This is a genomic window from Desertivirga brevis (genome assembly GCF_017355835.1).
This window is the reverse complement of record NZ_JAFEWF010000005.1, coordinates 223,646-250,118: the sequence shown is the minus strand read 5'-3', so window position 1 is coordinate 250,118 and position 26,473 is coordinate 223,646. Positions and strand designations below refer to the sequence as shown.

Annotated in this window: 23 protein-coding genes; 9 read left to right on the top strand and 14 right to left on the bottom strand. The window is 40.1% G+C overall.

Annotated features, from left to right (window positions below; translation table 11 throughout):
* Nucleotides 1–540 precede the first annotated feature (540 nt).
* Both J4N25_RS14040 and J4N25_RS14035 read left to right on the top strand, forming a co-directional pair.
* Nucleotides 541–1,623 carry a hypothetical protein gene (locus tag J4N25_RS14040; protein ID WP_207420299.1) on the top strand — a complete coding sequence of 361 codons (1,083 nt, stop codon included), beginning with the start codon at nucleotides 541–543 and terminating at the stop codon, nucleotides 1,621–1,623.
* A gap of 186 nt (nucleotides 1,624–1,809) precedes the next feature.
* Nucleotides 1,810–2,271 carry a hypothetical protein gene (locus J4N25_RS14035; RefSeq protein ID WP_207420298.1) on the top strand — a complete coding sequence of 154 codons (462 nt, stop codon included), beginning with the start codon at nucleotides 1,810–1,812 and terminating at the stop codon, nucleotides 2,269–2,271.
* A gap of 130 nt (nucleotides 2,272–2,401) precedes the next feature.
* On the opposite strand, the gene J4N25_RS14030 is transcribed toward J4N25_RS14035, so the two are convergent.
* Nucleotides 2,402–3,208, bottom strand: a complete 807-nt coding sequence (locus tag J4N25_RS14030; RefSeq protein ID WP_207420297.1) for a DUF3050 domain-containing protein — start codon at nucleotides 3,206–3,208, stop codon at nucleotides 2,402–2,404.
* Nucleotides 3,209–3,291: 83 nt separating this feature from the next.
* Complete coding sequence (locus tag J4N25_RS14025) at nucleotides 3,292–4,185, bottom strand: EamA family transporter (protein WP_207420296.1); 894 nt, start codon at nucleotides 4,183–4,185, stop codon at nucleotides 3,292–3,294.
* 110 nt (nucleotides 4,186–4,295) lie between these two features.
* Between J4N25_RS14025 and J4N25_RS14020 the strand changes: the two genes are divergently transcribed.
* Both J4N25_RS14020 and J4N25_RS14015 read left to right on the top strand, forming a co-directional pair.
* Nucleotides 4,296–4,646 (top strand): TfoX/Sxy family protein, encoded by a 351-nt coding sequence (locus J4N25_RS14020; RefSeq protein WP_207420295.1) that lies wholly within the window; start codon nucleotides 4,296–4,298, stop codon nucleotides 4,644–4,646.
* A 146-nt stretch (nucleotides 4,647–4,792) separates the two neighbouring features.
* Nucleotides 4,793–5,347 carry a sugar O-acetyltransferase gene (locus J4N25_RS14015; protein ID WP_207420294.1) on the top strand — a complete coding sequence of 185 codons (555 nt, stop codon included), beginning with the start codon at nucleotides 4,793–4,795 and terminating at the stop codon, nucleotides 5,345–5,347.
* Nucleotides 5,348–5,465: 118 nt separating this feature from the next.
* On the opposite strand, the gene J4N25_RS14010 is transcribed toward J4N25_RS14015, so the two are convergent.
* The 3 genes from J4N25_RS14010 to J4N25_RS14000 all read right to left on the bottom strand — a co-directional run bounded on the left by J4N25_RS14010 (nucleotide 5,466) and on the right by J4N25_RS14000 (nucleotide 11,731).
* Nucleotides 5,466–7,130: an IPT/TIG domain-containing protein gene (locus tag J4N25_RS14010; RefSeq protein WP_207420293.1), complete on the bottom strand. Its 1,665-nt coding sequence runs from the start codon at nucleotides 7,128–7,130 to the stop codon at nucleotides 5,466–5,468.
* Nucleotides 7,131–7,141: 11 nt separating this feature from the next.
* Complete coding sequence (locus J4N25_RS14005) at nucleotides 7,142–10,489, bottom strand: TonB-dependent receptor (protein WP_207420292.1); 3,348 nt, start codon at nucleotides 10,487–10,489, stop codon at nucleotides 7,142–7,144.
* A gap of 120 nt (nucleotides 10,490–10,609) precedes the next feature.
* Nucleotides 10,610–11,731, bottom strand: coding sequence for a FecR family protein (locus tag J4N25_RS14000; protein ID WP_207420291.1), 1,122 nt, complete (start codon nucleotides 11,729–11,731; stop codon nucleotides 10,610–10,612).
* A 273-nt stretch (nucleotides 11,732–12,004) separates the two neighbouring features.
* Between J4N25_RS14000 and J4N25_RS13995 the strand changes: the two genes are divergently transcribed.
* The gene (locus tag J4N25_RS13995; RefSeq protein WP_207420290.1) at nucleotides 12,005–12,580 is read left to right on the top strand and encodes an RNA polymerase sigma factor; all 576 of its coding nucleotides are present in this window, start codon (nucleotides 12,005–12,007) and stop codon (nucleotides 12,578–12,580) included.
* A 196-nt stretch (nucleotides 12,581–12,776) separates the two neighbouring features.
* On the opposite strand, the gene J4N25_RS13990 is transcribed toward J4N25_RS13995, so the two are convergent.
* Both J4N25_RS13990 and J4N25_RS13985 read right to left on the bottom strand, forming a co-directional pair.
* Nucleotides 12,777–13,139 carry a hypothetical protein gene (locus J4N25_RS13990; RefSeq protein WP_207420289.1) on the bottom strand — a complete coding sequence of 121 codons (363 nt, stop codon included), beginning with the start codon at nucleotides 13,137–13,139 and terminating at the stop codon, nucleotides 12,777–12,779.
* A gap of 50 nt (nucleotides 13,140–13,189) precedes the next feature.
* Nucleotides 13,190–14,239, bottom strand: coding sequence for a ligand-binding sensor domain-containing protein (locus J4N25_RS13985; protein ID WP_207420288.1), 1,050 nt, complete (start codon nucleotides 14,237–14,239; stop codon nucleotides 13,190–13,192).
* Nucleotides 14,240–14,373: 134 nt separating this feature from the next.
* Between J4N25_RS13985 and J4N25_RS13980 the strand changes: the two genes are divergently transcribed.
* Together J4N25_RS13980 and J4N25_RS13975 are read left to right on the top strand one after the other, a co-directional pair.
* Nucleotides 14,374–15,255 carry a winged helix-turn-helix domain-containing protein gene (locus J4N25_RS13980; protein ID WP_207420287.1) on the top strand — a complete coding sequence of 294 codons (882 nt, stop codon included), beginning with the start codon at nucleotides 14,374–14,376 and terminating at the stop codon, nucleotides 15,253–15,255.
* A gap of 89 nt (nucleotides 15,256–15,344) precedes the next feature.
* Complete coding sequence (locus J4N25_RS13975) at nucleotides 15,345–16,016, top strand: hypothetical protein (protein WP_207420286.1); 672 nt, start codon at nucleotides 15,345–15,347, stop codon at nucleotides 16,014–16,016.
* 38 nt (nucleotides 16,017–16,054) lie between these two features.
* Here J4N25_RS13975 and J4N25_RS13970 read toward each other — a convergent pair whose 3' ends face one another.
* Nucleotides 16,055–16,351, bottom strand: coding sequence for a hypothetical protein (locus J4N25_RS13970; RefSeq protein WP_207420285.1), 297 nt, complete (start codon nucleotides 16,349–16,351; stop codon nucleotides 16,055–16,057).
* 247 nt (nucleotides 16,352–16,598) lie between these two features.
* Here J4N25_RS13970 and J4N25_RS13965 point away from each other — a divergent pair, with 247 nt between their 5' ends.
* Nucleotides 16,599–16,997, top strand: coding sequence for a response regulator (locus J4N25_RS13965; protein WP_207420284.1), 399 nt, complete (start codon nucleotides 16,599–16,601; stop codon nucleotides 16,995–16,997).
* A gap of 210 nt (nucleotides 16,998–17,207) precedes the next feature.
* On the opposite strand, the gene J4N25_RS13960 is transcribed toward J4N25_RS13965, so the two are convergent.
* The 5 genes from J4N25_RS13960 to J4N25_RS13940 form a co-directional block, all read right to left on the bottom strand.
* Nucleotides 17,208–18,620, bottom strand: coding sequence for a COG3014 family protein (locus J4N25_RS13960; RefSeq protein ID WP_207420283.1), 1,413 nt, complete (start codon nucleotides 18,618–18,620; stop codon nucleotides 17,208–17,210).
* Between the two features lie 39 nt (nucleotides 18,621–18,659).
* Nucleotides 18,660–19,250, bottom strand: coding sequence for a penicillin-binding protein activator LpoB (locus J4N25_RS13955; RefSeq protein WP_207420282.1), 591 nt, complete (start codon nucleotides 19,248–19,250; stop codon nucleotides 18,660–18,662).
* Nucleotides 19,251–19,291: 41 nt separating this feature from the next.
* The gene (locus J4N25_RS13950) at nucleotides 19,292–19,672 is read right to left on the bottom strand and encodes a hypothetical protein (RefSeq protein ID WP_207420281.1); all 381 of its coding nucleotides are present in this window, start codon (nucleotides 19,670–19,672) and stop codon (nucleotides 19,292–19,294) included.
* A gap of 158 nt (nucleotides 19,673–19,830) precedes the next feature.
* Nucleotides 19,831–20,439 carry a hypothetical protein gene (locus J4N25_RS13945; protein ID WP_207420280.1) on the bottom strand — a complete coding sequence of 203 codons (609 nt, stop codon included), beginning with the start codon at nucleotides 20,437–20,439 and terminating at the stop codon, nucleotides 19,831–19,833.
* Nucleotides 20,440–20,772: 333 nt separating this feature from the next.
* Nucleotides 20,773–23,358 carry a T9SS type A sorting domain-containing protein gene (locus tag J4N25_RS13940; protein ID WP_207420279.1) on the bottom strand — a complete coding sequence of 862 codons (2,586 nt, stop codon included), beginning with the start codon at nucleotides 23,356–23,358 and terminating at the stop codon, nucleotides 20,773–20,775.
* Between the two features lie 282 nt (nucleotides 23,359–23,640).
* Here J4N25_RS13940 and J4N25_RS13935 point away from each other — a divergent pair, with 282 nt between their 5' ends.
* Entirely contained in the window at nucleotides 23,641–25,542 is a 1,902-nt protein-coding gene (locus tag J4N25_RS13935; RefSeq protein ID WP_207420278.1) for an ATP-binding protein, read from the top strand.
* Between the two features lie 87 nt (nucleotides 25,543–25,629).
* Here the strand turns inward: J4N25_RS13935 and J4N25_RS13930 are convergent, their stop codons facing one another.
* The gene (locus J4N25_RS13930; protein ID WP_207420277.1) at nucleotides 25,630–26,439 is read right to left on the bottom strand and encodes an AraC family transcriptional regulator; all 810 of its coding nucleotides are present in this window, start codon (nucleotides 26,437–26,439) and stop codon (nucleotides 25,630–25,632) included.
* Between the last annotated feature and the right edge of the window lie 34 nt (nucleotides 26,440–26,473).

Genomic DNA, 26,473 nt, shown 5'->3' with positions numbered 1-26,473 from the left:
GCAAATAACACGATCGAAACCTGCTGGAGCAAAACACGTAGAAGCAGGTATATTCATTAGAAATTAAAGATATCTCAAGGTTAGATTAGGTGGGGTTGATAATAAGGGAGCTAGAATACAGCTCCCTTATTTTTTTTAGCCGATGTAACCCGGCTACTTGTTTTCATTCATATCATCACAGATTAACTTTTCATGATACTGCTACCGCAGATTTACAATCTGTTCATAGAATTAAGTAGACCCTACATTAAGCCTTAATTGTCAAGGGAATATCACCTTAAAATTCAATAAACAAATCTTGTAACCTTAGAACTTATTGCCCCGTAGAAGCAAGTATATCCATTAGGAATAAAGATTTTCATAGTTAGGTTTATTGGTGAGGTTGATAGAGAGGGAGCGGTAATTTTACTACTCCCTTTCTTTATTTATACGGACGAAAATTAATTCCTTATCGATGTTAAGTATTAAAATAAACTCCATTTTCAACAGGTTTATATAAAATCCTTAGTTTTGATACCATAAGTTATCACAATTTTCCTTATGAACAGAATGCATCCTTTCCGTCAAGTTTCATTATTCCTTTTTCTTTCTGTTATCCTTTTATCCGCATGCAAAAAGGAACAGTCTATTGTTTCAGGGCCAGACATAGCAAGAACTGTCTATTGGACGGTTAATGAAGGTACCGATGGTGGTGCTATTATGAAAGGAACTACAGATGCAAGTGGAAAAAGCAAAGTAGAAGTTTTGTATAACACCCCGGATGGGGTGAGAATCCCTTGGGGAATTGCAGTAGATACTATTAGAAACTATGTTTACTGGATCAACGGTTATAACTCCTTGACAAACGATATGGATGTGGTAAGGGCGCCATTAAGTGGGAATGGACCTTTAGAAGTAATTTTTAGCAAAGATTATAAGACTAACTTTTTCATCGATTTGGTTCTTGATACTGAATCGAATTTACTATATCTTACGAATTCCGTAAGTGAAGACCGACCACTCAATCCAGCTGAGGGTCCACGTGTCAATAAGGCCGAAATCTATAAAATAAGCCTTAACCAGCCGCAAAGCTCGGCACCACTTTACACTATTAATACAGAAGCCTCAATTTCAGATGTCAAATTAGACAAAGCAAACGGAAAAATCTACTGGGCCATGGGGATTATAAAGGACACCGGAATTAATAATGGTTCGGCAAAAATCATGCAGGGAAGCATAAACGGTCAGCAAAGCCCGATTGTGCTTTTTGATCAAACGGATGGATTGCTTTACTGTTGGAACATTGCGGTTGACGGAAAAAATCAAAAAATCTATATTAATTCGTTTGACGGCGAACCCACTCCTTCCGGAATGCAAAAGGAAAGCGGTATGATCCTTCAGGGCAACTTAGATGGAACGGGTTCCTTAAGCAAGTTGTTCCAGGAAAACTCACTACCCTTTGGTAACATTTCACAACCAGTGCTTATCCTTGATCTAGAAATGGATGTCGAAAAAAACTGCTTATACTGGATGACGAGTAAAAATGATGGGGAAATTAAGAGAATGAAGCTGTCTGATAGATTAATAGAAACAAGCTATACGGGATTAAAAAATGGATTATATTTTGATGTTTTAGGACGTTAGGGGAATCAGCGGACTTTTTACCCAGTCTTTCGATCCAAACAAGTTGCTAAAACTTCTCGGCAGTAGTAATAATATCGCTGGATTCTGAACAGAACTTGCCATAGATGTAAAAATATTTCAAAATATAGCAAACATTAGCTTTTCTTTCGTGTTATGCCTCAAACTTATCTACACAACACAAAGAACATGAAAAAGTTACTACTTCTCTTCTCCCTGACAGCTTTGTTGTCTGTAACAGGTGCAAAAGCTCAGGACTACAAGACCGCAGTAGGTTTATCAATTGATTTTGGTACAGGAGCAACGCTAGTAGGTCCTTCCATTAAGCACTTCTTCAACCCAGCTGACGCTGTTAACGCCGAAATCATATTCGGAGGCAACTCTACATTGATCCAGGGATTTTATCAGCACCATTGGCCATTGAAAGACGCTCAAGGATTAAAGTTCTATTTAGGAGGCGGTCCCGGAGTAAATTTGTATGAAGGAGGTTCAACTTTCATTCTGCGCCCTATGGCTGGTTTGGAGTACAAGATTAAAGATGCTCCTATTGCATTAAACTTTGATTGGAGACCCGGACTATTCCTTTATGATGGTGGAAGCGAATTTGAAGCCGGAAGATTCGGTATCGGAATAAAATATACCCTTAAATAAAGAGGTTGGATAAAACCACTCTTAAAACATTAAAAATGGCTGATTAGACGATGTGCTAGTCAGTCATTTTTTTTTTCTAGCGGTAGAAGCTCAAGTGATAGCAATCCTGCCCGCACCTTAAAAACACATATTATTTGATATTCTGTAAACCGGGCTTTTCAGATTTCATCTTGATTAAATCCTGATAGGCTCCATCCCAAAGGTCAATTCGTTTTTGCAACGACTTTATAGTTGCAAGTTCGGCTTCCTGCCAGAATTTTTCGTTTGATCCACAGAGGTTAGAAGTCATTTGTAAGGCTAAATGGCTGTGGTGGTCACCGTCAACCTCTATATGTCTTTCCAGGTAATACTTAAATATAGAAATGCTTCCAGGAAATTTCTTATCAATGTCATTCACTATTGAAAAGAACATTCCGGGAATCAGATCTTCCCGACCAAATGTAAATATCGCCGAGTTTAGATATACCTTATTACTTCTGATAGTGTCAAATGTAAAGTCAACAAATGCACGTGCTTTTTCAGGAGTCTGGGCAGCAGCATATGCAGCTGCAAAATCTCCGGAACGTTTCAGCTCAGTAGTAAATGCTTCAATTTCAGAGATGTCAGCTCCGCATTGCTGCATAGCATCCAGGTATTGTTCATAATGACTTTTCCTTTCACCATTGATATCTACATCAGATTCTTCACCTAATACTATCTCATTAATTAGATGCCGTGTATCGCCGTCGCCGACCGGGTACCATGGAACTGAAACACAGGTTAAGCTGTTTTGCAATGATTTTAATAGCGACATAAAGTCCCATACTGCGTAAACATGATATTTCATAAAGATCTTCAGATCATCTATATCAGAAATAGCTTCATACAATTTATGGTGAAGGATCTGTTCTCTTAATGGTTCTGTTACCGTTTTGATTTTCTGTATGTATTCGTTCATGTTCTGTTCTTATCTGGATAATAAAATTGCAAATTTCTTCTGATCCCCAACTAGACTAATCCCCTATCCTGTTCATTAAATGTTCAGTTCTTAAAAAGTGTACGAATTTGTCTTTCTAACAAACTAAAAACTAGTCCGCCCATAATAAACAAAGAGGCGAAAATTTTCCATGAGGGCAAGTCTTCCCCTAAAAATAAGGCAGAGCTTAAAAATCCTACAACCGGGATCAAAAGAGTAAAGGGAACCACAGCAGAGGCTGAGTAGTTTTTCAAAAGAAATCCCCATGCACCATAACCAATATGTGTAGAAATGTAAACAATATAAAAAACAGCAGCTATTGTTGCCCAGGAAGAACTTTGTAATGAATTAACAATTAAAGTTGGCCCTTCTATGGCAAGCGAAAGAGCAAGCATAAAAGGAAAAGCAATCATGTTTCCCCAAACTACAAGCGATAGTGGCGATTGGGCGTTAACTTTTTTCGTAAACATATTTCCCGCTGCCCATGAAAAGGCAGCAAGCAAGGTTAGTAACAGGCCAATAAAAGTAGCACCCTCACCAACGTGTGAGGCGACAATTCCAATCCCTACAAATGATATCAATGATCCAAGAATTTTCATAACACTTGGTTTGTCCTTGAAAAACAGAAATGCCAGTGCCATTGAAAAGAAAACTGAAATCTGAAGGAGAAGAGATGCAAGTCCTGGGGATAAGCCCAAATGTATTCCGGTGAAAAGAAACCCGAATTGCATAGCAAAATTGAACACACCAAAGCCTAATACAAATTTGAATGGAGCGTCGGGTTTCGGCAGAATAAACACCCAAGGTAAAGCAGAAAGCGCAAACCGTATAGCACCTAACAAAAAAGGAGGATAGCTTTTTAATCCCACAAAAACAGCAATGAAATTAGTTCCCCAAATCAAAACAATAAAGAGAACCAGAAGAAGGTGCTTTAAGCTTAAATTAGCAGTATTGCCCATAGGTCGCAAAAATAAGCATAAATAAACTTTCGTGACTTATACTACTTTTTGGTCCAGAAACTATCACCAGGCTACAAAAAACTCTAAATTTACATAACAGCTTTTACATTATGCCTTACGATTCCCAACTAGCTGACAGAGTTCGCAATTACCTTTCCGAAATACCCCAATTACAAATAGAGGAAAAGGAGATGTTTAGTGGCCTTGCATTTTTAGTAAATGACAAAATGTGCATCAATGTGAGCGGCGATGAGCTGATGTGTCGTTTTGATCCTGACTTACTAGAACAAGTAGCTGAAAGACCTGGTTTTCGTACTATGATAATGAAGGGTAAAGAGCTGAAAGGTTATGGTTACGTTGATCCGGTAGGTTTTCAGTCAAAACAGGACTTTGAGTATTGGATCAATCTGTGCATTGACTATAATGACAGAGCAAAATCTTCTAAAAAGAAGAAGCGATAGTCTCTCCATTCTTTAAGCGATTTCAATCCCCTACCCATAATAACCATGCTCATATCAAATGCAGAAAGATAACCCTGCCTTTAGTACCTTTACAGTATAATAAAGAGGCTGCAGAATGCAGACTATAAACAACATCCATTTGGAAAATGAAATCAGAACGCGAAAAAATGTTGGCTCAGGAGCTGTACTATATCAATGATCCGGAACTTGTTGAAATAAGATATAAAACCAGAGAATTGGTAGACGAGTTTAATGCAACCGGACCAAGAGATGTTAAGGAAAAAGAGGCTTTGCAAAGAAGGATCTTTGGTAGTGTTGGAGAAAACGTGCATATCGAAAAACCTATTAGAATCGATTACGGCATCAATACAAGAATTGGAAGCAACGTCTTTATAAATTTCAATTTTGTAATGCTTGACTGTTGCCCCGTTACAATTGGAAATAATGTTTTTATAGCACCAAACGTACAAATCTATACAGCAAAACATCCTATTGATCCCGAAACCCGGAATAAACATATTGGTTCTGCCTTACCGATAACCATTGGAAATGATGTCTGGATCGGAGGCAATTGTGTAATACTTCCAGGAGTAACCATTGGAGATGGCTGTACCATCGGTGCCGGAAGTCTGGTTTCAAAAAGCATCCCTCCTAATTCAATCGCAGTAGGTTCTCCTTGCAGAGTGGTGAAGCATCTCTAAGCTCAAATAGATTAAAAATAGTTTGGAGCCCCTATTGTTCTTAGTAATATCTTTGGCCTTAGGCAAAACAGTAATTATAATCCCATTCGTCTTCACGAATGGGATTATAGAGTAGCTATTAGAATTGTAAAACCGACGGAAAGGGTTTAGCAACATTTGATTCTAAAAGACTTTTACCGCTTCCATCTAAATTAGATTTGAACAGATCAAACCTTTCATTTCCTTCTATCCAGTACAATTCATGCCTCTGGTGGTTCACTCCTATCGAATTTATGAAGTTTGTGTTTGCATTATAAATCTTAGTTGGAGTGCCAGGATTTGCGATACTTGTTTTGAATATGTCCGCTCCGTCTGCAATAAATACCTCGCTATTACTGCAAATTATCAGGGGATCGGTGGAGGAAATAGCCGTTATTTGTAAGGGTATACCATCAGCAATAGAATACCTGTACACTAATGATGTCGTGGAATTGGGATCACTTTCTGTATAGAATATCGTTGTTCCGGCAGGGTCTAGGGCCAATTTTGATACCCCGCCAATGCTGCTGGAGTATACAGTCTGCATATTAGTACCATCAAGGTCGCTGGTGTTTATGGTAGAGTAATTTTCAATCCAGAAAAGTTTATCACCTGCTAAAACTACATCATTCACGCTAGCTGTACTATAAATTTCAGTTGATATTCCGGTTAATAGATCCAGGTAGCCAATTGACCCTCCAGTGCGGTAGAACACCCGGTGATTAGACTTGTCTAATGCGATACTAAACATCTGCATGCCCGAGTTTACAGGGATAAAACCGAAGGTGTTATTTGCTTGCTCAATTGCAGCTGCCAAATTGTAGTTTCCGTTGATGTAAAAGAACGTTCCCTTGGTGTTGGAATTATCAACAGCTATACTTTTCGGATTTCCGGTGGCTATATTATCAATCTCTACTTCAAGTTTTCCTGATACAGCGAAGTAGGGCACCAACACCTTTATCTGTGTTGCCGACTGGCTACCAGGCTCCGTACTTAATACACCCTCAATGTTCAAACCATTTGCGTCTTCAAACAAGACTTTCCGGGTATAGAAATAGGTATTCGCAGGCCCTACTTCTCCGAAATGTCTACCAGTTATCGTAATTTCCTGTCCATGTGCTACGTTCATATGGCTAACACTGGTTATCTCTGGGGTCGGTAATGTCACTGTGAATACACCTGTTTGTAATAGGATAGGTTTTGATGGATCTGATGGGTTGTTCAATTCAAGAGTTAAGGGGCCAGTTACCGCATCGTCTGGTACTATCAGGTCCAGTTGTTTATTATTCTTACGACCCTTTAATACATCTGCGGTCATCCCGGAGGCGCTGGTAAAATAAATCTTATTGATACTATTTAAGCCACCCCCACTAATAAAGAGTCTGCTTCCTGCCGGGCCAGCCGTTTCCGATAAGGCTGCGTCAAATACGGTAAGCTTTTTCGTGCTCAACGTGTCTCCATCAAAACGTTTGATATGGAAGGTATATTCGCCAGCTCCAAGGTAAGTAGGTAAAGTGATATTGATAGCTTCAGGACTTAATTTGTCTATAGTGAGCGGAAAACCATTCGTCGTAATTTCCACGGTATTGAAGCCTGTCCCGGTCAGGGTAATGACCTGACCTTTTAACACTGTATCACCTGGAGAAAAGCCCTCAAAAGTTAAAGGTTGCCCATCACGTATAGGACCAACAAGATCAACATTCTTTTCACAAGATGTGATTAATGCCATTACTGTTAATAATAGCGCAGCCAAGTATATTTTCATGATAAGTTCTGTTAGAATTTGAAGTTTAAGCCCAACGAGTAGTATGAGCCGGGTTTAAAGCTTGTTTCAATATAATCCGAAGTAAGCATTGGATCGTCGCTCTCATTCAAGTTGATATTTTCATACTTCCCATTCCCGTCCCCATCTCTGGCGGTCCTGAAGGGTTGGTTCAGTAAATCCTGCACGCCCACTCTTAAGGTCATTCGCTTCGTTAAACGTTGTGTGAAAGATATATCCAACAAATGCCTCCCTAGTTCATAGAGATCAGCCGTAAAATAATTTCCTGCAAAAGCTAAGCGCTGTCCTGTTATGTTGTACAAGAGCGCAACTGATGTTCCCTTTGATGGTTTGTCGTAATACAGGCCGGCGTTGAAAACAAAGGGTGTGCTTCCTTGCAGTGGTCTCGTAGATTTAGTCGTAGGGTAAATGCCGCCACCTTCATACCTGCTTGTTTTGGTGTAGAGGTAACAAGCATTAACTATCGTAGACAAATTTCTCAGAAAACGAAGACCGGTAAAATCAAGACGGTTTCTTAGTTCAACCTCTACCCCATATGCGGTGGTTTTCGGTGCATTCCAGAAATAGTTATAGTCACCCGCGAAGCCTCTTGCAGTCCCCGAAACCTTCTCAACAGCGTTATCAATCTCCTTATAATAACCACCAATAGAAATTTGCTGGCCTCGTGTCGGGTAATATTCCAGTCGAAGATCGAAATTATCAATTGTTGCATAACGCAGCGTGTCATTCCCTGTAACAATTGTACTATTAACGAAATCAAGATACTGGAGACCAGAGGCCTCCCTAAACTCCGGGCGGTTAATTGATTTACTGTAAGATGCTCTCAATTGAGTTTTATCACTCGCATGCCACGTGATGTTTATACTCGGTAGCCAGTAAAGCTTTTTTGTATTCCGCTCAAAACCAAGGGTATCTAGGCCACTGGCACCATCGTTCCTTGTAATTGGAGCAGGCTGGCCATCTCCTTGAAGGTTAACAATTTTAAGTTGATTGTAATCTGCCCTGACTCCACCATGAATAGAAACCTTGTTTTTAAACATTGGTACAGTAGCTGTTATGTAGCCAGCATGTACCCGGGACAATCCCGTATAGCCATTTTTATTAAGGTTGAAATCCCAAAGCTGAAGTCCTTTACCGACGAGCGCCGGATTAAGCCAGTCAGACATCCTTTCCCAAGGTTTGTAAGGTGCGTAATAAGGGTTAGCAGCAAACGGATAATCCTTCCCTATTCGGTGGCCCAAAACCCTGAGGTTGCTAATCCGGTCGCGAACTTCGTTATAGGAACCAATATCAATTCCGATCTTTTCTCTATTGCCAAGATGGTAGTTGATAGAGCCTGTGTAAGCTTTTTCGTCAGTGCGGTAAAAGGTCCTTGAGTTCCATACGCCCCCTAATGGTGTATTACCATAGGGGCTGCTGCCTTCAATTAAATATAGATAATACCTTCCGTCTGGTGCAACAACTGGCTGTTCCCAGGGCTTTTTCGTACCGTCAGTTACATCTAGAGTTGCATTTACAAGACGAAAATCCTTTGTATCCGGCACGTCTTCATTTGTTGCCGAGTACCCGAGCACCAGGTTCATCCTCGAGTCTCTTTTTTCATTGAACAAAAAATTACCATTTAGTTGACTAGAGTAAAGCCTTTTCTGCATATAGCTTGTCACTACGCTACGGGTAGCACCAGGTTCCTGGAAATACTGGTAACCGTCTCTAATGAAGGTCTGGTCACTGCCGTTCTGGCTGAATAAGTTCTTCCATTCCAGAGATACTTTTGGACTAAAAGCATACATAAAGTTTTGCATACCATTAAGGCGCACCCTCTCTGTATGTGTTTGCTCTTCAAAATATCCGTTATCTCTTCCACTCGAAACATTAAAATAGGTTCTCGACAAGTCTCTTTGGTTACGGGTGCGTGTGTAGCTTAACATAGAAATACTGTTGAGATAACTGCGGCCGATCCTAAACTTATTCATGTAATCAGTCACAATGCGGATATCACTGTTATTATATTTCTGTAATAAGTTATAATTTGGTTTAATCACCTTCCTACCCCATTCGTCCGAAACGTAATTCCCTTCACCATCATTACTTTTAGCCACATTTGCCTGAGGAAAACCTTTAGGTAATTGCCTGTCTTTAGCACCGAAACCAAGCCAGTCCATATCGCTACCAGCATAGGAATAGAAATTTTGGAAAGAGGAACCGGGTCTATATTGAGTTGATACCTGAATGTCAAATTGCTTTTTTTCAACCGCATGCTTTGTAGAGAGATTAATTAGCCCGGCCGTAAGTTCGCCGTAAAGTTCAGGTGAGCCAGACTTATAAGCTACGATCCGGTCTAACATATTTGTGTTCATCAAATCGTATGAAAATGAACGGGAATCTGATTCAGAACTTGGAGCGATAGTGCCATTAAGTAAAGTGACCGAATAACGAGGATCAAGGGCTCGCATTTGTATAAAGCGATCGTTGATCAGTGTTACACCAGAAAGACGTGTCATTACTTCTGCAGCACTGCGGTCCAATGATTTAACTATCTGTTCGTTAGATATGGCAGATACTACGGTGGGTGCACTTCTGATCAGTTCAATTACCTGCCGTTCGTTGGTATGCAGGGTCGGGCTTATTGAAATATTTTCAGTTTTAACCTCCACTTCATTAAGTAGCCCTTCCTCAGCATCCATCGCTATATTCACTATAAGAGTTTTTCCTGCGTTCACTGTCAGGCTTTGGAGAGTTTTTACCTTGTAACCAATAAATGAAACACGTAGGGCGTACACCCCTGCCGGTACGCTTATTGAGTAGGTGCCGTTCGCTAGCGTGGCAGTACTTTTGTTTAATTCGCTGATATACACACTTGCACCAGGCAAAGGCAGACCCTTTTCATCAGTGACTTTACCAGCTATTTTTCCGGTTTCTTGCTTTCTTTCAAGGAGCTTACGAATGATAATAGTATTATTGGCAATTTGAAAGTTAAGTGCCTGATCTTTAAGTATTATTTTTAAAGCCTGTTCAAGTTCCAAATTCTTTACGGTCACAGTTACTGGCCGTGCAGAGTTTAATACTGATTCCGGACAAATAAAATCATAACCGGTCTGATTACGTAATTTATCAAATACCTCCTTCAATGTCGCGTTCTTTTCATTTAGCGTCACTTTGGGTGCAGTGGCAGCAATGCCAGTTTGAATAAAGCAGGTTAGTAATACCAGTATCGTAAGTAAAAAGGGCTTTGGAAGCATACCACCTTTTGTTCTGTTTGGTAGATATGGGATAAGATTTGTTTGAAAATAAATGACACAGCATGCCAGGCTGCATACAATTTGTTGGTAAATTTTATACATTTGAATAGTTCGGGTTTCAATAAATAATTTGTTCTAGCAAGTAATTTTATGATCCGGATCGTCGCCAAGTACCGGTCGCACCCGGTATTTGGCTTTAAAGGATCAATGTTTTGAGCGGGACTACATTACAATGATCCTCCTTCCTTCTATTTTAAATTCAAAAAATCCGGTTAATTGTAAGGTGTTTAAAACCTCTTGTATGCTTCTTTTTCTGGAAAAGGTGCCAGTAAACCTCTCCTGGGATATATTCCCCTCATAAACCACCTCCACATCGTACCATCTTGCAATTTCACGCATCAGGCTTTCTATATTATCATTATTAAAGCGCATATAGCCTTTATGCCAGGCAATCGCTTCCTCTGTATCAGCATTACTAATACTGATGTTTCCATTTTGCAGAACTGCATTTTGTCCAGGGGCTAATATTCTGGCTTTCCCCCCAGCCCCTGAGGCTTTTACCCTTACAACCCCTTCCAATAAAGTGGTCTTCACGGCAGCTTCGTCCTGGTAGGCATTAATATTAAAATGCGTTCCCAACACTTCTACCATCTGCCCCGCGGTAATCACTTTAAAAGGTTTTGCCTTATTCTTAGCCACTTCAAAATAGGCTTCTCCCCTAAGTTGCACTTGTCTTACATTACCAGTAAATGCCGTTGGAAAAGTTAATGAAGAAGCTGAATTCAGCCAGACTCTTGATCCATCTGGCAGATTTACCTGCCATTCCCCACCTTTTGGCGTAACAATCGTGTTGAATCCACTTGAAAGGCTGTTAGACAGCCCTTTCTTAACCGTATAAGTTAATTCACCAGTTTTTAATTTACTTATGGTTACAGCACCTTGCCTGGCCAACTCACCTGGTTTCATTTCGCTAAGCATTATTTTTTCACCATCCTGCAGCGTTAGAACGGCTTGATTGCTTCCCGGAACAATTGCTGCAGTTTTTTGATCCGCTTTTAGAATATCTTGCCGCCGATAAAAGAAAAGAGCAATGGAAATACATAGGATAATTGAAGCCGCTATCCCTAGATGCTTCATGGGATAAATTTTCTTGTCGGGTGCAGGCAAGCGCTCCAGATCTTCCCAGGTGGAACTTTTCAATGACTGGTAATCAGGCTCACCTGCTTTTTCGGTTTTAGCGTCTATTTCTTTAATATACCAGCTTTCTACCAGAGCTCTTTCCGCATCCGTACAGTTACCTTCAAGGTATTTTTTTAATAAGGCATTCGCTTTTAGATCTTCCATTCTTTACTTCCGCAACTTCGGCAATCATAGTTAAGACAGCTTGCTCTGGTACTTGTGTAATACGACTGCAAAATATTTTTCAGTTTTTTCACGTCCCAAATTTTATACCTAATAAAAAAAGGTTTCAGCATAAATTATCGGCCAATAGGCTTTTGTTGTGACTAAAGACTAAGAGCGTCTTCTTAATTTTCCAGAAGGGAATTCATAACAAAAAGATAATACGGAGGAGTGTAAAGCACTGGAAATATTAAGGAGATTTGTGAACGTCGCCTTATGTTGAAGTATAAGAACCTTTCAGATAAAGAAATATTTGAGCAGCTTAAAAAGGCAGACAGAACGGCATTTTCTGAAATTTACGAGAGATATTGGGGGATTCTGTTCAGGCACGCCAGGCGAATGTTGCAAGACGATAACGAAGCAAAAGATTTAGTTCAGGACGTTTTCGCAACACTCTGGGCAGGAGCTCCCGAAATAACCTTAACAAGTTCCCTTTCTGCATACCTATATGCTTCAGTTCGTAATAAAGTTTTCAATCTAATTGAGCGGGGAAAAGTGAAGCAGAATTATCAGGCGTCGCTAGAGAACTTCATTCTCGCTGGTGAGTACACCACAGACAACGCTATTCTGGAAAAAGAGCTTGCGCGTAGAATTGAAGCTGAAATTAAACTGCTGCCGCCTAAAATGAGGGAAGTATTTGAATTAAGCCGCAAGCATCACCTCTCTTACCGCGAAATAGCATGGGAGCTTAAGATCTCAGAAAATACTGTAAAGAAGCAGATCAATAAAGCTCTAACATCACTACGGTTAAAGATTTCTGTGATTATTACGGCAGTATTTTTCCTGTTTTAAGAACAGTTAGCAGAACTAAAGCTAGCAATGATGACATCATACTTCAATAAAGGTCCTTTGATCTGCTTTGCAGGGCTCGAATGAACTTCAATTAGCACTTACCTATTAACATTATTCTCATAGTAACGTGCACAGTGCTACAATTTAAATTAAAGGCCGTGATTACAAGTTTTTAACTTTAAAAGACTTGGTGCTACTACTTTCTTAGTTCATCCAAATTAACATCCCGCTTCATCACAAAATGTGAAGAATTAGATCCTTGTGGATCTACGATATGATAGGCATTCACCAATTTCCAACCTTTCTGACCAAGAAAATTCAGGGCATCAATGGCTGAGTTAAAATCAATTACCTTACCAGCTTCGTCCTTTAAACGCTGATCCTGAAGAGAAAAGAGTTTTTGCTCTTGCCCATAGTCCATTTTAATGTTAACCTTGGTGCTGAGCAATTTTCCAGTTGCTACCACCATGCAATACTCTTCGTATGCTTTCTTAGTAGTGTCTTGAGAAAAGGCAATAAAAGGAATTGTTAGAAGTATGGATAGGATTAGTTTTTTCATAAACTAAAGTTAAGGAAATCTACGAAATTTATTCACCATTGTGGCTAATTCTAACACCCCTTCCTTTTCCTGCTAGAATCTACATACCCGCCATAAACCCGTACACCCTGGGCTGTTCCAATCCAGATTCTACCCTCCTGATCTTCTGTAATCCCTAAAAAAGGTCCCGGATGTGGTATCCTAATTCTTGTTACAGCAGGCCTTTCTTTAGATAAGGATTGTTGATCAAAGCGATAGATTGCAGATACATCCCCTCCAAATTGCGGCTTGCCGTTATACCAGGAAACAGTCCATCTATCCGCGGCAGGCAGCATTGCCGTGGTCCAAATGTTTCCTTTCTTATCCTCGTAAATATAGCCTACAAACGTCCTTGTCATATTTGAAAAAAACTTGCCATCGTAGCGCCATAATCCACTAGCGGCACCCAGCCAGATATTGCCATTTTTATCCTCTACAATACTCCAAACATTTTTAAGGGGCTGATCATTATTAGTGATCGTAGTAAATTTATCCCCATCGAAAGTGCTCGTATTTCCGCTTGTACCAAACCAAATCTTTCCTGATTTGTCTTCAAAGATCCAATTCACAACATTATTCGGAAGCCCCTCCTTCACTGTATAGTTACGAAAGGATCTTCCGTCGTAGTGGCTCACCCCTTCTGTTGTCCCGAACCAGATGTTACCAATCTTATCTTCGTAAATAGAAGTAACCTCGTTTCCCGCCAGTCCCTCTTTGGAAGTATAATTCTTAAAGGAGCTTCCATCGTAGTAATATACCCCTGCCCCGATTGAACCAAACCAGAAATTTCCCCTCCTATCCTCCAATATAGAAAAGAAGCGTGCTGAACTTACTCTACTTGTAATGTTGAAAAACGATTTTCCATCGTGACAAAAAATGCCTTCCCAGGAGGCTATCCATATATTGCCCTTTTTATCTGTTTTTATGGAACGTACAATGTTTTTAGGTATGCTTGATTTAGCGAAAGCTTGGGATTCAGATGCCGCATTTTTAGGTTCATCGACTCTTTTATCGTACTTGATACATGTGACATTAATAATAAGAATTAAGAACAGGCCATAGACCGGGTGGAGTTTTTTCATGACGTTGAATTGTTTTTGCAAACCTAAGTAGCACTGTAATTACCTTTCTAGTAAAACATTGTAAAACCAATTGTAAAAAATGTAAAATCAGATACAACCTGGGATTTGACGAGTGTTAATTCATATTTTTACGTATGAAGTTAAGGCCCGGATTTTTGTTTATTACCGCATTCCTTCTTATTGTTTGCTCACTGACTTTGTGCTTCAGTCCCAACGATACAGACTATGTTTCCGCAAGGGAGATGATTGTTATGCGGACCATTGGCCATCAAATTTTACTCAGTTCGGGAGATAGTAGTTCGAGAGTGTTAACGGTTAATAATACGGGAAACACCCAATATGAGATCCGTTTTGAGAGCAGCTTGCACTTCAATCCAGATTCTATTATAAGAATTATCCGGCAGGCTGTAAAAACTAATAACTTACCTTCTAATTATGTAGTAAACGTTATAGAATGTACGGGAAATCAAGTAGTATTCGGATTTTCAATTGTTGAAACGGAAAAGACTGATCTGGTACCCTGCAAAGAGAGGAAACAACCTGAGGCATGTTATTCTATATCCATAACATTTCAGAATTCAGCTGTTAGTTCATTAAACAATCACTATGTTTTAGGAGCGGGTGGCAGTCTGAGTGCTCTGATGCTGATTCTTTCAGGGCTAAGGATGAGAAGTAGGCAGAGAAGAATTGCAAATTGCCCCGAGGAAATGGAACAACCTAAGTCTGAAATAATTACTATTGGTAACTTTAAATTCAAAACAAAAGAGCAGTATCTGGAAATTGGAAACCAGCAAATTGACCTCTCCGACAAGGAATCAAAAATCCTGTACATCCTTGCTAATAGGCAGAATGAGCTTGTGGAAAGAGCAGAATTGCAAAAGGTTTGGGAGGATGATGGTGTGATCGTCGGGCGTAGCCTAGATATGTTTCTTTCTAAGCTGAGAAAGAAACTCGGGAATGACCCGAGGGTTCGTATTGTTAATATTCATGGACGAGGATATAAGCTGGAGGTTTGAGAAAAGATAAGAAACGGTGTTTCACTTCACTCCCTTTTCATACCTTAGAGTTATGAAAGCCTCTGCCAATATCGAATCACATTTTTTCAATGAAATTACTCTGCCCTAACTGCAATAGACCTATAACCCGTGATAACGTAAACCTAAGAACATGTATTTGCTATTGTTCTTCTTGCGACGAATTCTTTAAAGTATCAGAATTCCTCTCTCCTTTTCAACAGCTTAGCGAGGCAGAGCAGCCACGCCAGACAAGATGGAGTGTACAGATTACCGATACTGATTATATTATTAGCAGAAAATCAGCGGGTTGGTCGAATGGGAACATTTTCCTTTTATGTGTTGCCATCTTTATTATTCTTTTCCTTGCTCTCGGCTATGGTGAGGCGACCCTTTTTTTGTTTATTTTATTTGCAATAGCACTGGTCCTTGTTTTTAACTTCAATTTAAAGCATCAATTAACTATTAATACGAAAGAGCTGGTATTTATAAAACAGGTACTAAAATTCAAGTGGATTCAAAGAAAAGCTTACGGGGATTGGGATCGAGTACGAGTAGAGACAGAAGAACGTGAAAACGAAAAAGCCTATTATGTGCGCCTTTATTTTGTTAGAAGCGAATCAGTCACCTTGCCCGAAGGTAAAGACTTAGAAGAACAGCAGTGGCTTGCAAAGGAATTGTATAGGATCAAGGATGACTGCGCTCTAAATAAAGCGAAAAGATATGGAATTATGAAACTATACAACGAGGAAACGCCACTGTAATTTATTCCTATGAAAAAGTAATTTATCAAAGTATTTGCTTAGTTGCCAGGCAATTCTTCCTGTTGTACTTCCGCCAGAATAACAAAAGCGAAATGCTTCTCAAGAGCTACCCAATCTTCACCCAACTCTACCAGTAACCCTACTTTCTCTTCCTCTCCCATTCGAATACTTTCTACTGATTTAATCTCCAATTTGACGGGTTTACTTTTTATCACCAGGTTAAGAACATCTCCGGCGCTCACTTCGCCGTCTAAAATTTCTCCGAAAATTATCTGACCTCTCCCAATCAGGGGGAAGCACCCTTCGATATTAAACGCTATTACAGGTGTACGCAAGCTATAAAATGATAAAATTGAATATTTTTGGAAAGACCATTCACCACTGCTACCTTCAAAAACTGAACTCTATTAATAGAAAATCCCGTTTACTCTGTGCGCAGTCCTTTCCCCCTTTTGGTTGAAAAATCTTTTTGCAAAGCTATATATTCCCGTCAATTTATTCTAGAAATTGTAGTAAGAGGGATAAGAGGCAAGAAATATTTATATCAATTTCTATCTTTGCACCTCAAAGTTTTTCCTATTCATGGCTAAGAGAATTCTTGCATTAGACGATGATCCTGATATTTTAGATATCTATTCTATGGCATTTGGGGCAGAGGGTTATGAAGTGAAAACGCTCCTTTCCCCTGATAATCTGGCAGGTGCTATCGTTGATTTTTCTCCTGATCTGATGCTATTGGATATTAAGATCGGGGCTTTCAATGGTTTAGAAATGTGCAAAGTACTTAAACAAAGTTCTATCACAAGGGATATTCCTATTGTTATTGTTTCTGGTTTGGATTGCATTAATAGAGCTGTTGAAGAATATGCTGCCGATGCCGTGATTTCCAAGCCATTTGATCTTATTACCTTAGTTAATACAGTAGATCGTTTCCTGCTGGCTAAAGTTGTTCCTTTGGGTAGAGTTGTATTGGAAGATTAGGGTATAAGCTTATTTTCAGGTTCAATCTTCTTCATTATTTATTAATTAGCAAAGTCGGTTTCTAACCTTGCGAGGCAAGGTTTTAAGGAATAAGCCAGGATGAAAACTTTGGTAACTTGAACGAAGTTACATTATTTATAAACAGCAAATTCCTCTACCTTTACATGTAACTCTCACTGTTAATTCCTCACCGAATGCAGTTGGGTAGCTTTACTTCAATGAAGCATAATTAAGGAAAACCAGACCGCCGGAACCATTAACTGTAAAGCTTTTATTTTCTGATTGCCCCTGTTTACCATTCAAGTTGATTTCCACCTTATTTTCACCCTTTTTTAAGGGTAAGCGAACATAATAGATTTCAGAAGGAAGTGTTTGCCAATTCCGGGTATCGGCTTTTTCCGACGCTGCCGCATAAATATCAATCAAAGAAGATAATCCTTCTCTCAGCTCCTTATTCTTTGCCCCTTCTTTTCCCTTTACCACATATTGCGCCGCTTTTTTCACAGCAAGGCGACTCAACGAAGCCGACATCTCCTTTGCAAACCGTTGTTTCTGTATGGCTTGTGCCAGACTGGTGATATCCTCTACTTTCTCAGCTTTTAAAGTATCTAGCCCACCTGAAATCCTTATGGAATGATAAACCAATGGCCGTGCAACAAATTTAGGAAATGCAACATGCAGCGTATTCAAACTACCCAAGTTGCTGTCCTCGCCAAAGCTCATCGAAGCATCGAAAGGAATTTCGTTGCCCCCCGAATCAACAAAGTAAAAACCAGAAAGACCTTTAGTAAGTGAAAAGAAAAAATCCTGCTGCTCTTTTACCGGAGCCATTCCATTTTCGAAGAATACCACCAACTCTCCACCATCAGCCGGCTTAGCATGCTTGTATTTCATCCCAAATAAGCGCTCAAAGCGCATAAGCTCGTCGGTAAAGCCATTCTGATAAGCTGTTCGCAACACGTCTTTTTTCAATTGCATCGGTAGCTCCACACCATAATATTTCTGACCACTTGTATCGCGCAAATACACCTCGGCAGAATTGCGATAGGCAATAAACGCATTGTTTACATCACCTGATGTTTCGTAGATAAGTCCCTGCAACATTAACGAAAAAGCATCCTTCGAGTAGCGTTTATCTTTATTACCCACATTATCCCCGATTTGCTGATTTTGTAAGGTTATTCTCCGGGCTTCCACGATGGCCTCATCCGGTTGGTTCAGGTACAAATAATTCAGCGCTTTAAAATAATGGATCATTATGCGCTCAAAAGGTTCAGGTTTGTATTGCTGCATCATCGGATTAACAAGTAAACCTACAGCTACATCAGCGGGGTTACGGCCCTGCTCTTCCATCATACGGTCGAATTCGTTGAAAAAATAGTTGCTGGTATCATAGGCGCCCTGCAAATGAGCCAAGCGACCTTTTTCCAACATATACAAGGGTTTATTTCTCCCCGCTTTTAATAGTTTATTCGCTTCAAGTTCTTTATCTGCCTTGTGATAATTGCCCTGCATAATGCTGGCATAATACGATTGAATTCGATTATTATAGGTAGCGCAGGAGCAAAGTGACAGCACCATCAGCCACAAAACAGATAAACCTTTTCTTCTTCTAAAGAGCATGATAATAAAGGAGCTCGAAGCTCCTTATGAATAGTTGAATTAGTTTTTTACGTATTTGGTAATCTTCTTATCTCCAATCCAAACCACCTCGTTGGTTTCAAGATTGGTTAGCTCCATATTTACCTGATAGGCAACCACCTTTTGTTTTTTGTGCGCATCAACGATAGAATTGATGGAACCCTGTAAAATATAATCAGCACCTTTTTCTAAACCGAACTTCTTCATTGTAGAAGCCGATGAATTGGTTTGCTGATCTGCCCTCTCGCCCCTGATCTCTTCACGCTTTTTACCGCCCTGCACTAAGCCAACTTTCTGAGTAGAAATAAAAGAACGTTCTACATCTTTGGTGAAAGTTTCTGCATCAATGTGTTCATGTGATTTGTTTTGAAACATGCCGACAATTACAACCGGTTTCTTTCCGCTTTTCTGTTGCAAATGATTGGCTATCCAATCCGCAGTTAAAATGCTTCCGGTCATTTCTTCGGCTACCAAACGGGAATCCGTATTGTTCCAGTTCCCGCTAATGTCCATAGGCGTATTGTTATCTATCCGGGTAACCTTACGCCCGCAAGAAACCATAAAGAACAAGGCCATAGCAATGGCACAAAAGCTGAATTTACTGAGCTTCATATTTATATAAAAGTTGAATGTGTGAATAAGCTGAAAAACTATTACCAGTTGTAATAACGGAACGAGCGGAAACGACCCGGAAGGTTGCGGTAATAAAAGCCTGAATTTCTCCAATATGGAGAGTAAAAAGAATCAGACCAATAGTTGTTGTATAAGAAAGGCCGGTTCATATTTTCCTGATGTCTCCATTCGCGACGCTGGGCACGACGGGCCAAACGAGCTTCATAAAAATCATAAGCCTTGTAGGTATGTTGAGTGGTTGTACCCAAGTTTCTAGTTAATGAATCAGCTAGTGGGGCATATTTCTGAAGGCTCTCCTTGTATCGTGGATTTTGATCCGAAACCAGATTTGTTGTACTCTGCGCCCGGCTATTTAAGGCCAGAACAACACATACTATAAAGGTATATACTGCCGCTTTCATTCTGATATAATTTAATACTATAAATATAAGACGATGGTTTGAGTTATTTTGTTACACACGACGTGTATTTTATATAAAATCACCACTGTTGGTGCAAATTTAGAGGAGGTATATGGGGTACAGCATTTTATCTAAATTTATACAACCTCATATTCATTTTAGCGCTTGCTTATTTTAGTCCACCAATCCCCTCGTTTATTCTTATATGCCATTAATCCTTCATTATCTGTCCAGTAAATAGTTTCCATACAACCCAAGTCGGATTTACTTTGAGGTTGATCACTTTCAATTTCATAGAAGTTAGTTATGTTTTTCCGATTGACAATTACTGTATCCTTCCTGATTGCGCCTAGTGTCCCGTTCTTACCATTAGAAGCTGAAAAATCTTTGAACGCTATAGAGTATGAAACTTCCTTCGTTTGCGGTCGTTTAGTTACAGTGATGAGGTTTTGGTAATATACTTTGGTATCAAAGGTACTTCCCTCTGTAACAGTATAGGTCCACAATATGTGATTCGGTAAGTGTTTGATTGCGACAAATAGGTGATTTTCGGCCGCCGGAGCCATGAATGCTCCCCAACTTCTCTTTTGGATACTGTCAATCTTATAAATCATGATTGTATCAAGATCGCCTGATGGACCTTCGAAGTAAATAGTATCACCTTCTTTGAAAGAAGAAACAGGGCGAAGATCTTTTGTATTGAAGTCAAAGTCTTTCTTGTCGTACGTGCATCCAGAAATACAAAATAGTATTACTAATTTATTCATCAATCGAACCAAACAATAAACACTGGGAGATATCTTGTTATTCATCAGTCACGTCTAAACTTTGTTTCGCTTTGGCGGTGGATCCCACCTCCATGCTGTCCGTTAGAAATTATATTTAAGTGGAAGAAACAGAATTTATGAAACTAATCTTAATAGCACAGCCATAGACTTCGGATATTAGTTTAAACCTAAGCCTAGGTCTCTATATTTGTGAAGCAATCAGATATAGAGCAGGCAAAAATATGGGTTGACGCAACACCAGCGAGAGTCAGCACCAGCTATTTAAGCTGCTACTGCCAGCTTAAAAGGCTATTATTCATAACTATTCAAATCTTATTTCTGCAAAGTGAACATATAAGATCTAGACAAACCGTCAACTCCAACAAGGTAAAGTCCGGCAGCTAGGTTACTATTTAAAGATAGATCGGCTATCCCATTCTCAAACTTAACGTAGCTACTTTGTACAACAGCACCATCGCTATTAAACAGCCTCACGTGGTAGAAACCAGAAAGTTTTCCGTTTTTAATATATATCCGGTTAGTAGTTGGATTGGGATACACAAAACTTTTGCCGCTGGAATTACCCGAACTTAAACTTTTTGTTTCCAACTCAGTAACCACTCCGTTTACATCAATTTCACTAAGTCGGTAATAACTAATTCCATCGATCGGACTAAGGTCTTCAAATGAAAAAGTCCCGATACGATTATTGCTAAAAATTCTGCCCACTTCTTCGAACTCTTTTAGGTCCCGACTTCTTTCTATTAAAAAGCTATGACTGTCACTCGAAGTTAGAACCCTCCAATCAAGTCGGACAGCCCCAGCGAGGGTTTCTTTAAGGTTTACACCTGCAATTTTTACCGCAAGCACGTCAAATCTCATACTTTTAACAAATATGCCGTCTGAGTCATAAGCAGCAATTATGTTCTTATCGTCGCTTGCAATTGTAGGCCTGCTTGCACTACCGACAGACATCCAACCTGAACCCAACCAAGAAGTGGCTGTTGACCTCTTCACCGCGGGCTTGTTACCGGCGCCGTTATCTGTATAAAGTGCCAGGACCTGATTATTGCCAAAGGCAAGTTCACAGTCGGCAGAAAGAATATCAGTGGTAAATCGTGCAGTACCTACATCTGCCCAACCGCTTCCACTAACTTTTTTTACAAGGAAATTTGGAGGAAATGCGTTGGATTTGAAGTGCAAGTACGGAACATTATTTCCAAAAACCAGCGATAGGTCATGATCTCCTGAATATATCGGTGTCAAGACCGCTCCCACAACCAGCCATTTAGTGCCGTCAAATTTCTTAACGGAAACCTTATTGCCATTGACCCCGTCGACATAAGCGAGGTAAGGTGCACCTCCATTAGCCGCCAGTTTATATTTACCTCCAGAAGTAAAGACCCCGGCCGTACCCTGTAAAACCCACGCACTACCATTCACCTTCTTTACCGTTAGCTTTTTATTGGCATCAGGATCATCATAAGCTACCCAGGCAGAACCACCATCAAAGGCAAAGCTTGCCGTCCAGCTAGGAAGCGAAGAACTATAAATAGTTCCAGAGCTTAAAAGCTGCCAGTTACTGCCATCATATTTTCTTGCAATTGCACTTTGGTGATCAACATACCCAAGGTATAAGGCATTACCGCTAGTACTTAAGGTCAGGCCAGCAATGGTTCTTGCATAAATTCCTGATTTAAGGATCGTTTCCCAGGAAGTTCCATTAAATTTCTTTACGGTTACCTTATAGGTATCATTGTCCAGATAAGCTAAATAGGGCGTATTATTGAGAATTGCTAGGGCGGGTTTAATCGTACTAGCGCCAACCCCGGTTCCAGCTCCAAGTGATTTCCAAGCGTCATTTTCAAATTTTTGAACTTCTAACAGTTTATCGGAAGAAAGAACGAAAGGTGTGCGATTATAAAAAGCAATCTGAATATTATTTCCATACATTGTGAAATAACCAACGGATTCCCAATCGTTATTAATAAGCCGTTTTATAAATGCCACCGCATAAGATGCGGCCCGATAAGCAATGTAGGGTTGATCACCATCAAAAGCGATACTGCAATATTGAATATTACTTTCACTTATCGAAGCCCCTACTGTCACCCACTCGTTTCCATCGAATTTGCGAACCACCACCTTCTTTGGTGACTCTGAGTCATCCATATAAAGCACATATGGTACAGCTTTGTTAATCGCAAATGCCAAACTTACCGCTCTCCCGGGGCTAGCACTTGTAGTTCCTACTGTTTCCCACTTATTACTGTTAAATTTTTTCACAACAGCCTTGTTTCCATCAGACCCATCGCGGTAACAAACATACAGGCTTGTGTTGTCAGTACAAATTGATATATCCGTAGATGCTCCGTTACTAAATCCTGCTGAACCTATTAGTTCCCAGGTCTCTCCATTGAATTTTTGTACAGAGATTTTATTACCTTGACTGGCGTCCTGGTAAGCTACGAAGAGGCTATTTTTAAAATTTATTATTCGGGTAAAGGCCGCAGCGCCTGCAGAAAAACCCTGGTTTCCCACCAACTGCCAAGCCTTCCCATTGTATTTCTTTACAGTAACTTTTGAGGAAGCGTTACCGTCAGTATAAACAATGTAAATTGCAGACTCATCGGCCGTTATATCAGAATAAGAAATAGATCCTTCTGAAATTGGACCATCGCCGATAAGCTGCCATGTCTCACTTTCATATTTTTTTACATAAGCTCTCCTGCTGTTATTATCCCTATAAGAAACGTAGGGAATTCCATTTCGAAGAAATAGTGATGGATAAGCATTGTCGAAATAAGTAGCAAAGGGAGTAATTCTGTTGTTATCATCTGGCCCTAAAGATTGCCAGGTTTGGGCGTGTGTAACGGTAAAAAAACAAAGCAGTGTAAGGAGGTGTAGAGCTTTCTTCATTAATGTGATAAAATTAGAAGGGCAAATATAGCCTTTTTTACCCCTCTTCTTAGTGTTTCATTTTCCGAGCGGGCCTGAAAATAGGCGAAAAAAAAATCAAACTGGGTGTTTTATTTTGCACCCTTCTTCCCCTGCTTCTTCACTTTATCGGGTTTTTCGAATTGTTGAAATCCTTCTCAAAGAACTCATAATTGTAAAAGGTATCACTAGATTTTATCTTCCCAAAAACCAGAATCTCGCAATAGCTGTTACTGGTAGCATTATTATTGCTAGTCACAGTTCATGCACCTTTCAAATGAGACTTACCAGTTTTTAGAAGCAGCGCCGCCTTGCCTAATATTAGAAGCAAACCCACCTGTCTATACCATTCTATTTGCCAATCAAGAATATTACAGGGCAACGAACACAACGGAATTAGATTTAATCGGAAAGCCAGTATTTACCGCCTTCCCTAAAAATCCAAATGATACGGAAAATGAGCCTGTTGAAGCCTTAAGGGGTAGTCTGGAAGAGTGCCTAAGTAGCAAAAAGAAAAGTCGTCTGCCAGCTCAGCGGTACGACATACCAATAAGAGGCACAGATGAGTTTCAATTAAAATACTGGGAAGCATCTAATACACCTATTCTGGACAGCAATGGAGATGTGAAGTTCATCAATCATACCGTTGTTGACATTACAGGGGCTTTCGAATTGGCTAAAAAAGAACGCATCAGTTTCGAAGTAGCAGAAAGCAGGCGTAAATCCCTATATCGTTTACTTATGGAAGCTCCCGCTGTTATTTGCGTTTATAGTGGCCCCAAATTTGTCTTCGACTTTATAAATCCCGGCTTTCAACAGCTTTTTCCCGGTAGAGAATTGCTCGGCAAAACCTTTGCTGAAGCTTTACCAGAACTCGTTGAACAAGGCTTCCTTGATGTAATGGATCAGGTCTACCAAACGGGTCAGAGCTTTGAAGGAAGAGAGTCCCTTGTTTCAATACCGCAAGACAATCAAACTGAATTTGTTCACTATTACCTCGATTTTGTTATTCAGGCAAGGTATTCAGATGATGGGCAAATTGACGGCATAAGGGTTTATGGCCATAACGTTACCGATCGGGTATTATCAAGGCGACTAGTAGAGGAAAGTGAGGAGCGACTCAAAAGTATGCTGAACAGCCTGGCCCAAATAACCTGGACCACCAATCAGAAAGGCGAAATCCAATTCCTGAATAAGAAATGGTTGGACTATACAGGGTCGAATCATTCAAATAACCAGGGAATTGGTTTGGCTGAGATTATCCATCCGGATGACTATAATAAAACACGTGAAGTTTTTAATAACCTGTTCTCTGAACAAAAGGCTGGGGAATTCAGATGCCGTTTGCGCCGTTACGATGGCTCCTACCGATGGCATCTAAATACCTTGAAGCCGCTAGATTTCGCGGGAGATGAGGAGCAGATCTGGATAGGAACTGCTACCGATATTGAGATGATCATGCAGATGCAGAAACAAAAAGATGAATTTGTGAGCACGGTTAGTCACGAACTTAAAACGCCCGTTACTTCCCTAAAGGCATATACACAACTTCTGCATCGCGAAATCCTTAAGAACGAAAACTGTGGCAATAGAAGTCACGTGCAGAGGATGGAAGCTCAAATAAGCAGACTGGAAGTCCTTATCCGGGATCTGCTCGACGTTTCGCGAATTGAATCCGGAAAGCTGGAATTTAAGGAAGAGGTGTTCGACATAAGTGAATTGATAAGCAATCTTGTGCGCGATCTGCAATTAGTTTCACCTTCACACAGGCTCGTGATCCTTCAAAACCCATCTTTGATCGTAAATGCCGACAAGAACCGGATAAGTCAAGTGTTAATTAACCTAATAACAAACGCTGTTCGGTACTCTCCCGGTGCTGATACTGTAAACATATCCGTATTACAAGAAGACGGTCAATTGGTGGTAAGCATTGAGGATTTTGGAATAGGGATCCCAGATGATCAGAAGCCCTTTATCTTTAACCGCTTCCATCAAGCAGAAAAAAGTAATCCCGGAGCAGGGTTAAACTTAGGTCTCGGTCTCTACATTTCTAAGGAGATCATCGACAGAGCCGGCGGAAGGATCTGGTTTAACTCAACCCCGGAAAAAGGCAGTACATTTTATTTCAGTCTGCCCCTATCAAAAGATACTATCCCATCCAATTAAAAGTTTAGTTTATACTATTCCGCACCTTCAACTCATAATCCGCCTACCGAAGTTGCTTTCTTCCTGTCTACTTATAAAAATTAAGGCTCAGGCAATACAGCTTCGTTGGAACTGACCGGGTGTAAAGCAGGTGTACTTCAAGAAGTAGTTTGAAAAATGGCTCTGGTCATAAAAGCCCGTCATATAAGCGGAAGCCACAAGGGAATGGCCCTCTGCTAAATACTTCTTCGCTGCTTCAATTCTTATAATGTTTAAGTATTCATTAGGAGTAACGCCTTTAGAGCGCTTAAAATCCCGGATTAGCTGGAACTTGTTAATCTTAAACCGAGCCGCTAGTTCATCCAAATTTAGCTTTGTCCGGTAATGCTGTTCCAGATAATTCTGTATATTCTCCACCTGCCCAACTAAAGAAGGTCTTTCCTCTTTTCCTTTCGTTATGCTCCAATTGTTAAATATTGCAGCAATGGTTTCGTTGAAGATTAAGGTGGTATGCGGGCAGGTGTTACCAGAAGCAAGCAATCTGTGGAAATTAAGGAAGTTATTATATATTTCTGGACTGGTTGCAATGGGAGCATCAAACCATAACTCCCCTTTTCTTGTGATTATTCCTTCTTTTTGTAACCAGAAGATGTACTCGGGACTGATGTAAACCATCTGGTGAGACCAAGGTGAATACGGTATTTGTTTGTGAGCATGTGTCTCGCGGGGGTTTAAGAACATCAAAGATCCTGGAGGGATAGTGTAATCACCTTTCTCCAACTGCATTGTCTGAAGTCCTTTTGTCGCAATTCCTATGGCAAAGCCTTCATGAAAATGTTTTGGCGCATCCATTTGTATTGCAGTAGATCTTACAAGTTCAAGGTTGTCGAATGCTTTCAGCTTCCAAGTTTCGAACATCTTCAGTTTTCTATTGTGCTAATTTAACAAGCCT

Bases quoted from the DNA above. Each gene is read 5' to 3' on its own strand.
- J4N25_RS14000 (WP_207420291.1), bottom strand. From the start codon at position 11,731: ATGGAAGATCTAAAAGCGAATGCCTTATTAAAAAAATACCTTGAAGGT.
- J4N25_RS13990 (WP_207420289.1), bottom strand. From the start codon at position 13,139: ATGAAAAAACTAATCCTATCCATACTTCTAACAATTCCTTTTATTGCC.
- J4N25_RS13940 (WP_207420279.1), bottom strand. From the start codon at position 23,358: ATGAAGAAAGCTCTACACCTCCTTACACTGCTTTGTTTTTTTACCGTT.
- J4N25_RS13980 (WP_207420287.1), top strand. From the start codon at position 14,374: ATGAAGTTAAGGCCCGGATTTTTGTTTATTACCGCATTCCTTCTTATT.
- J4N25_RS13995 (WP_207420290.1), top strand. From the start codon at position 12,005: ATGTTGAAGTATAAGAACCTTTCAGATAAAGAAATATTTGAGCAGCTT.
- J4N25_RS13965 (WP_207420284.1), top strand. From the start codon at position 16,599: ATGGCTAAGAGAATTCTTGCATTAGACGATGATCCTGATATTTTAGAT.
- J4N25_RS13960 (WP_207420283.1), bottom strand. From the start codon at position 18,620: ATGCTCTTTAGAAGAAGAAAAGGTTTATCTGTTTTGTGGCTGATGGTG.
- J4N25_RS13935 (WP_207420278.1), top strand. From the start codon at position 23,641: ATGCACCTTTCAAATGAGACTTACCAGTTTTTAGAAGCAGCGCCGCCT.
- J4N25_RS14035 (WP_207420298.1), top strand. From the start codon at position 1,810: ATGAAAAAGTTACTACTTCTCTTCTCCCTGACAGCTTTGTTGTCTGTA.
- J4N25_RS13955 (WP_207420282.1), bottom strand. From the start codon at position 19,250: ATGAAGCTCAGTAAATTCAGCTTTTGTGCCATTGCTATGGCCTTGTTC.
- J4N25_RS14040 (WP_207420299.1), top strand. From the start codon at position 541: ATGAACAGAATGCATCCTTTCCGTCAAGTTTCATTATTCCTTTTTCTT.
- J4N25_RS13950 (WP_207420281.1), bottom strand. From the start codon at position 19,672: ATGAAAGCGGCAGTATATACCTTTATAGTATGTGTTGTTCTGGCCTTA.
- J4N25_RS13930 (WP_207420277.1), bottom strand. From the start codon at position 26,439: ATGTTCGAAACTTGGAAGCTGAAAGCATTCGACAACCTTGAACTTGTA.
- J4N25_RS14015 (WP_207420294.1), top strand. From the start codon at position 4,793: ATGAAATCAGAACGCGAAAAAATGTTGGCTCAGGAGCTGTACTATATC.
- J4N25_RS13975 (WP_207420286.1), top strand. From the start codon at position 15,345: ATGAAATTACTCTGCCCTAACTGCAATAGACCTATAACCCGTGATAAC.
- J4N25_RS13945 (WP_207420280.1), bottom strand. From the start codon at position 20,439: ATGAATAAATTAGTAATACTATTTTGTATTTCTGGATGCACGTACGAC.
- J4N25_RS14030 (WP_207420297.1), bottom strand. From the start codon at position 3,208: ATGAACGAATACATACAGAAAATCAAAACGGTAACAGAACCATTAAGA.
- J4N25_RS14025 (WP_207420296.1), bottom strand. From the start codon at position 4,185: ATGGGCAATACTGCTAATTTAAGCTTAAAGCACCTTCTTCTGGTTCTC.
- J4N25_RS14020 (WP_207420295.1), top strand. From the start codon at position 4,296: ATGCCTTACGATTCCCAACTAGCTGACAGAGTTCGCAATTACCTTTCC.
- J4N25_RS14010 (WP_207420293.1), bottom strand. From the start codon at position 7,130: ATGAAAATATACTTGGCTGCGCTATTATTAACAGTAATGGCATTAATC.
- J4N25_RS14005 (WP_207420292.1), bottom strand. From the start codon at position 10,489: ATGTATAAAATTTACCAACAAATTGTATGCAGCCTGGCATGCTGTGTC.
- J4N25_RS13985 (WP_207420288.1), bottom strand. From the start codon at position 14,239: ATGAAAAAACTCCACCCGGTCTATGGCCTGTTCTTAATTCTTATTATT.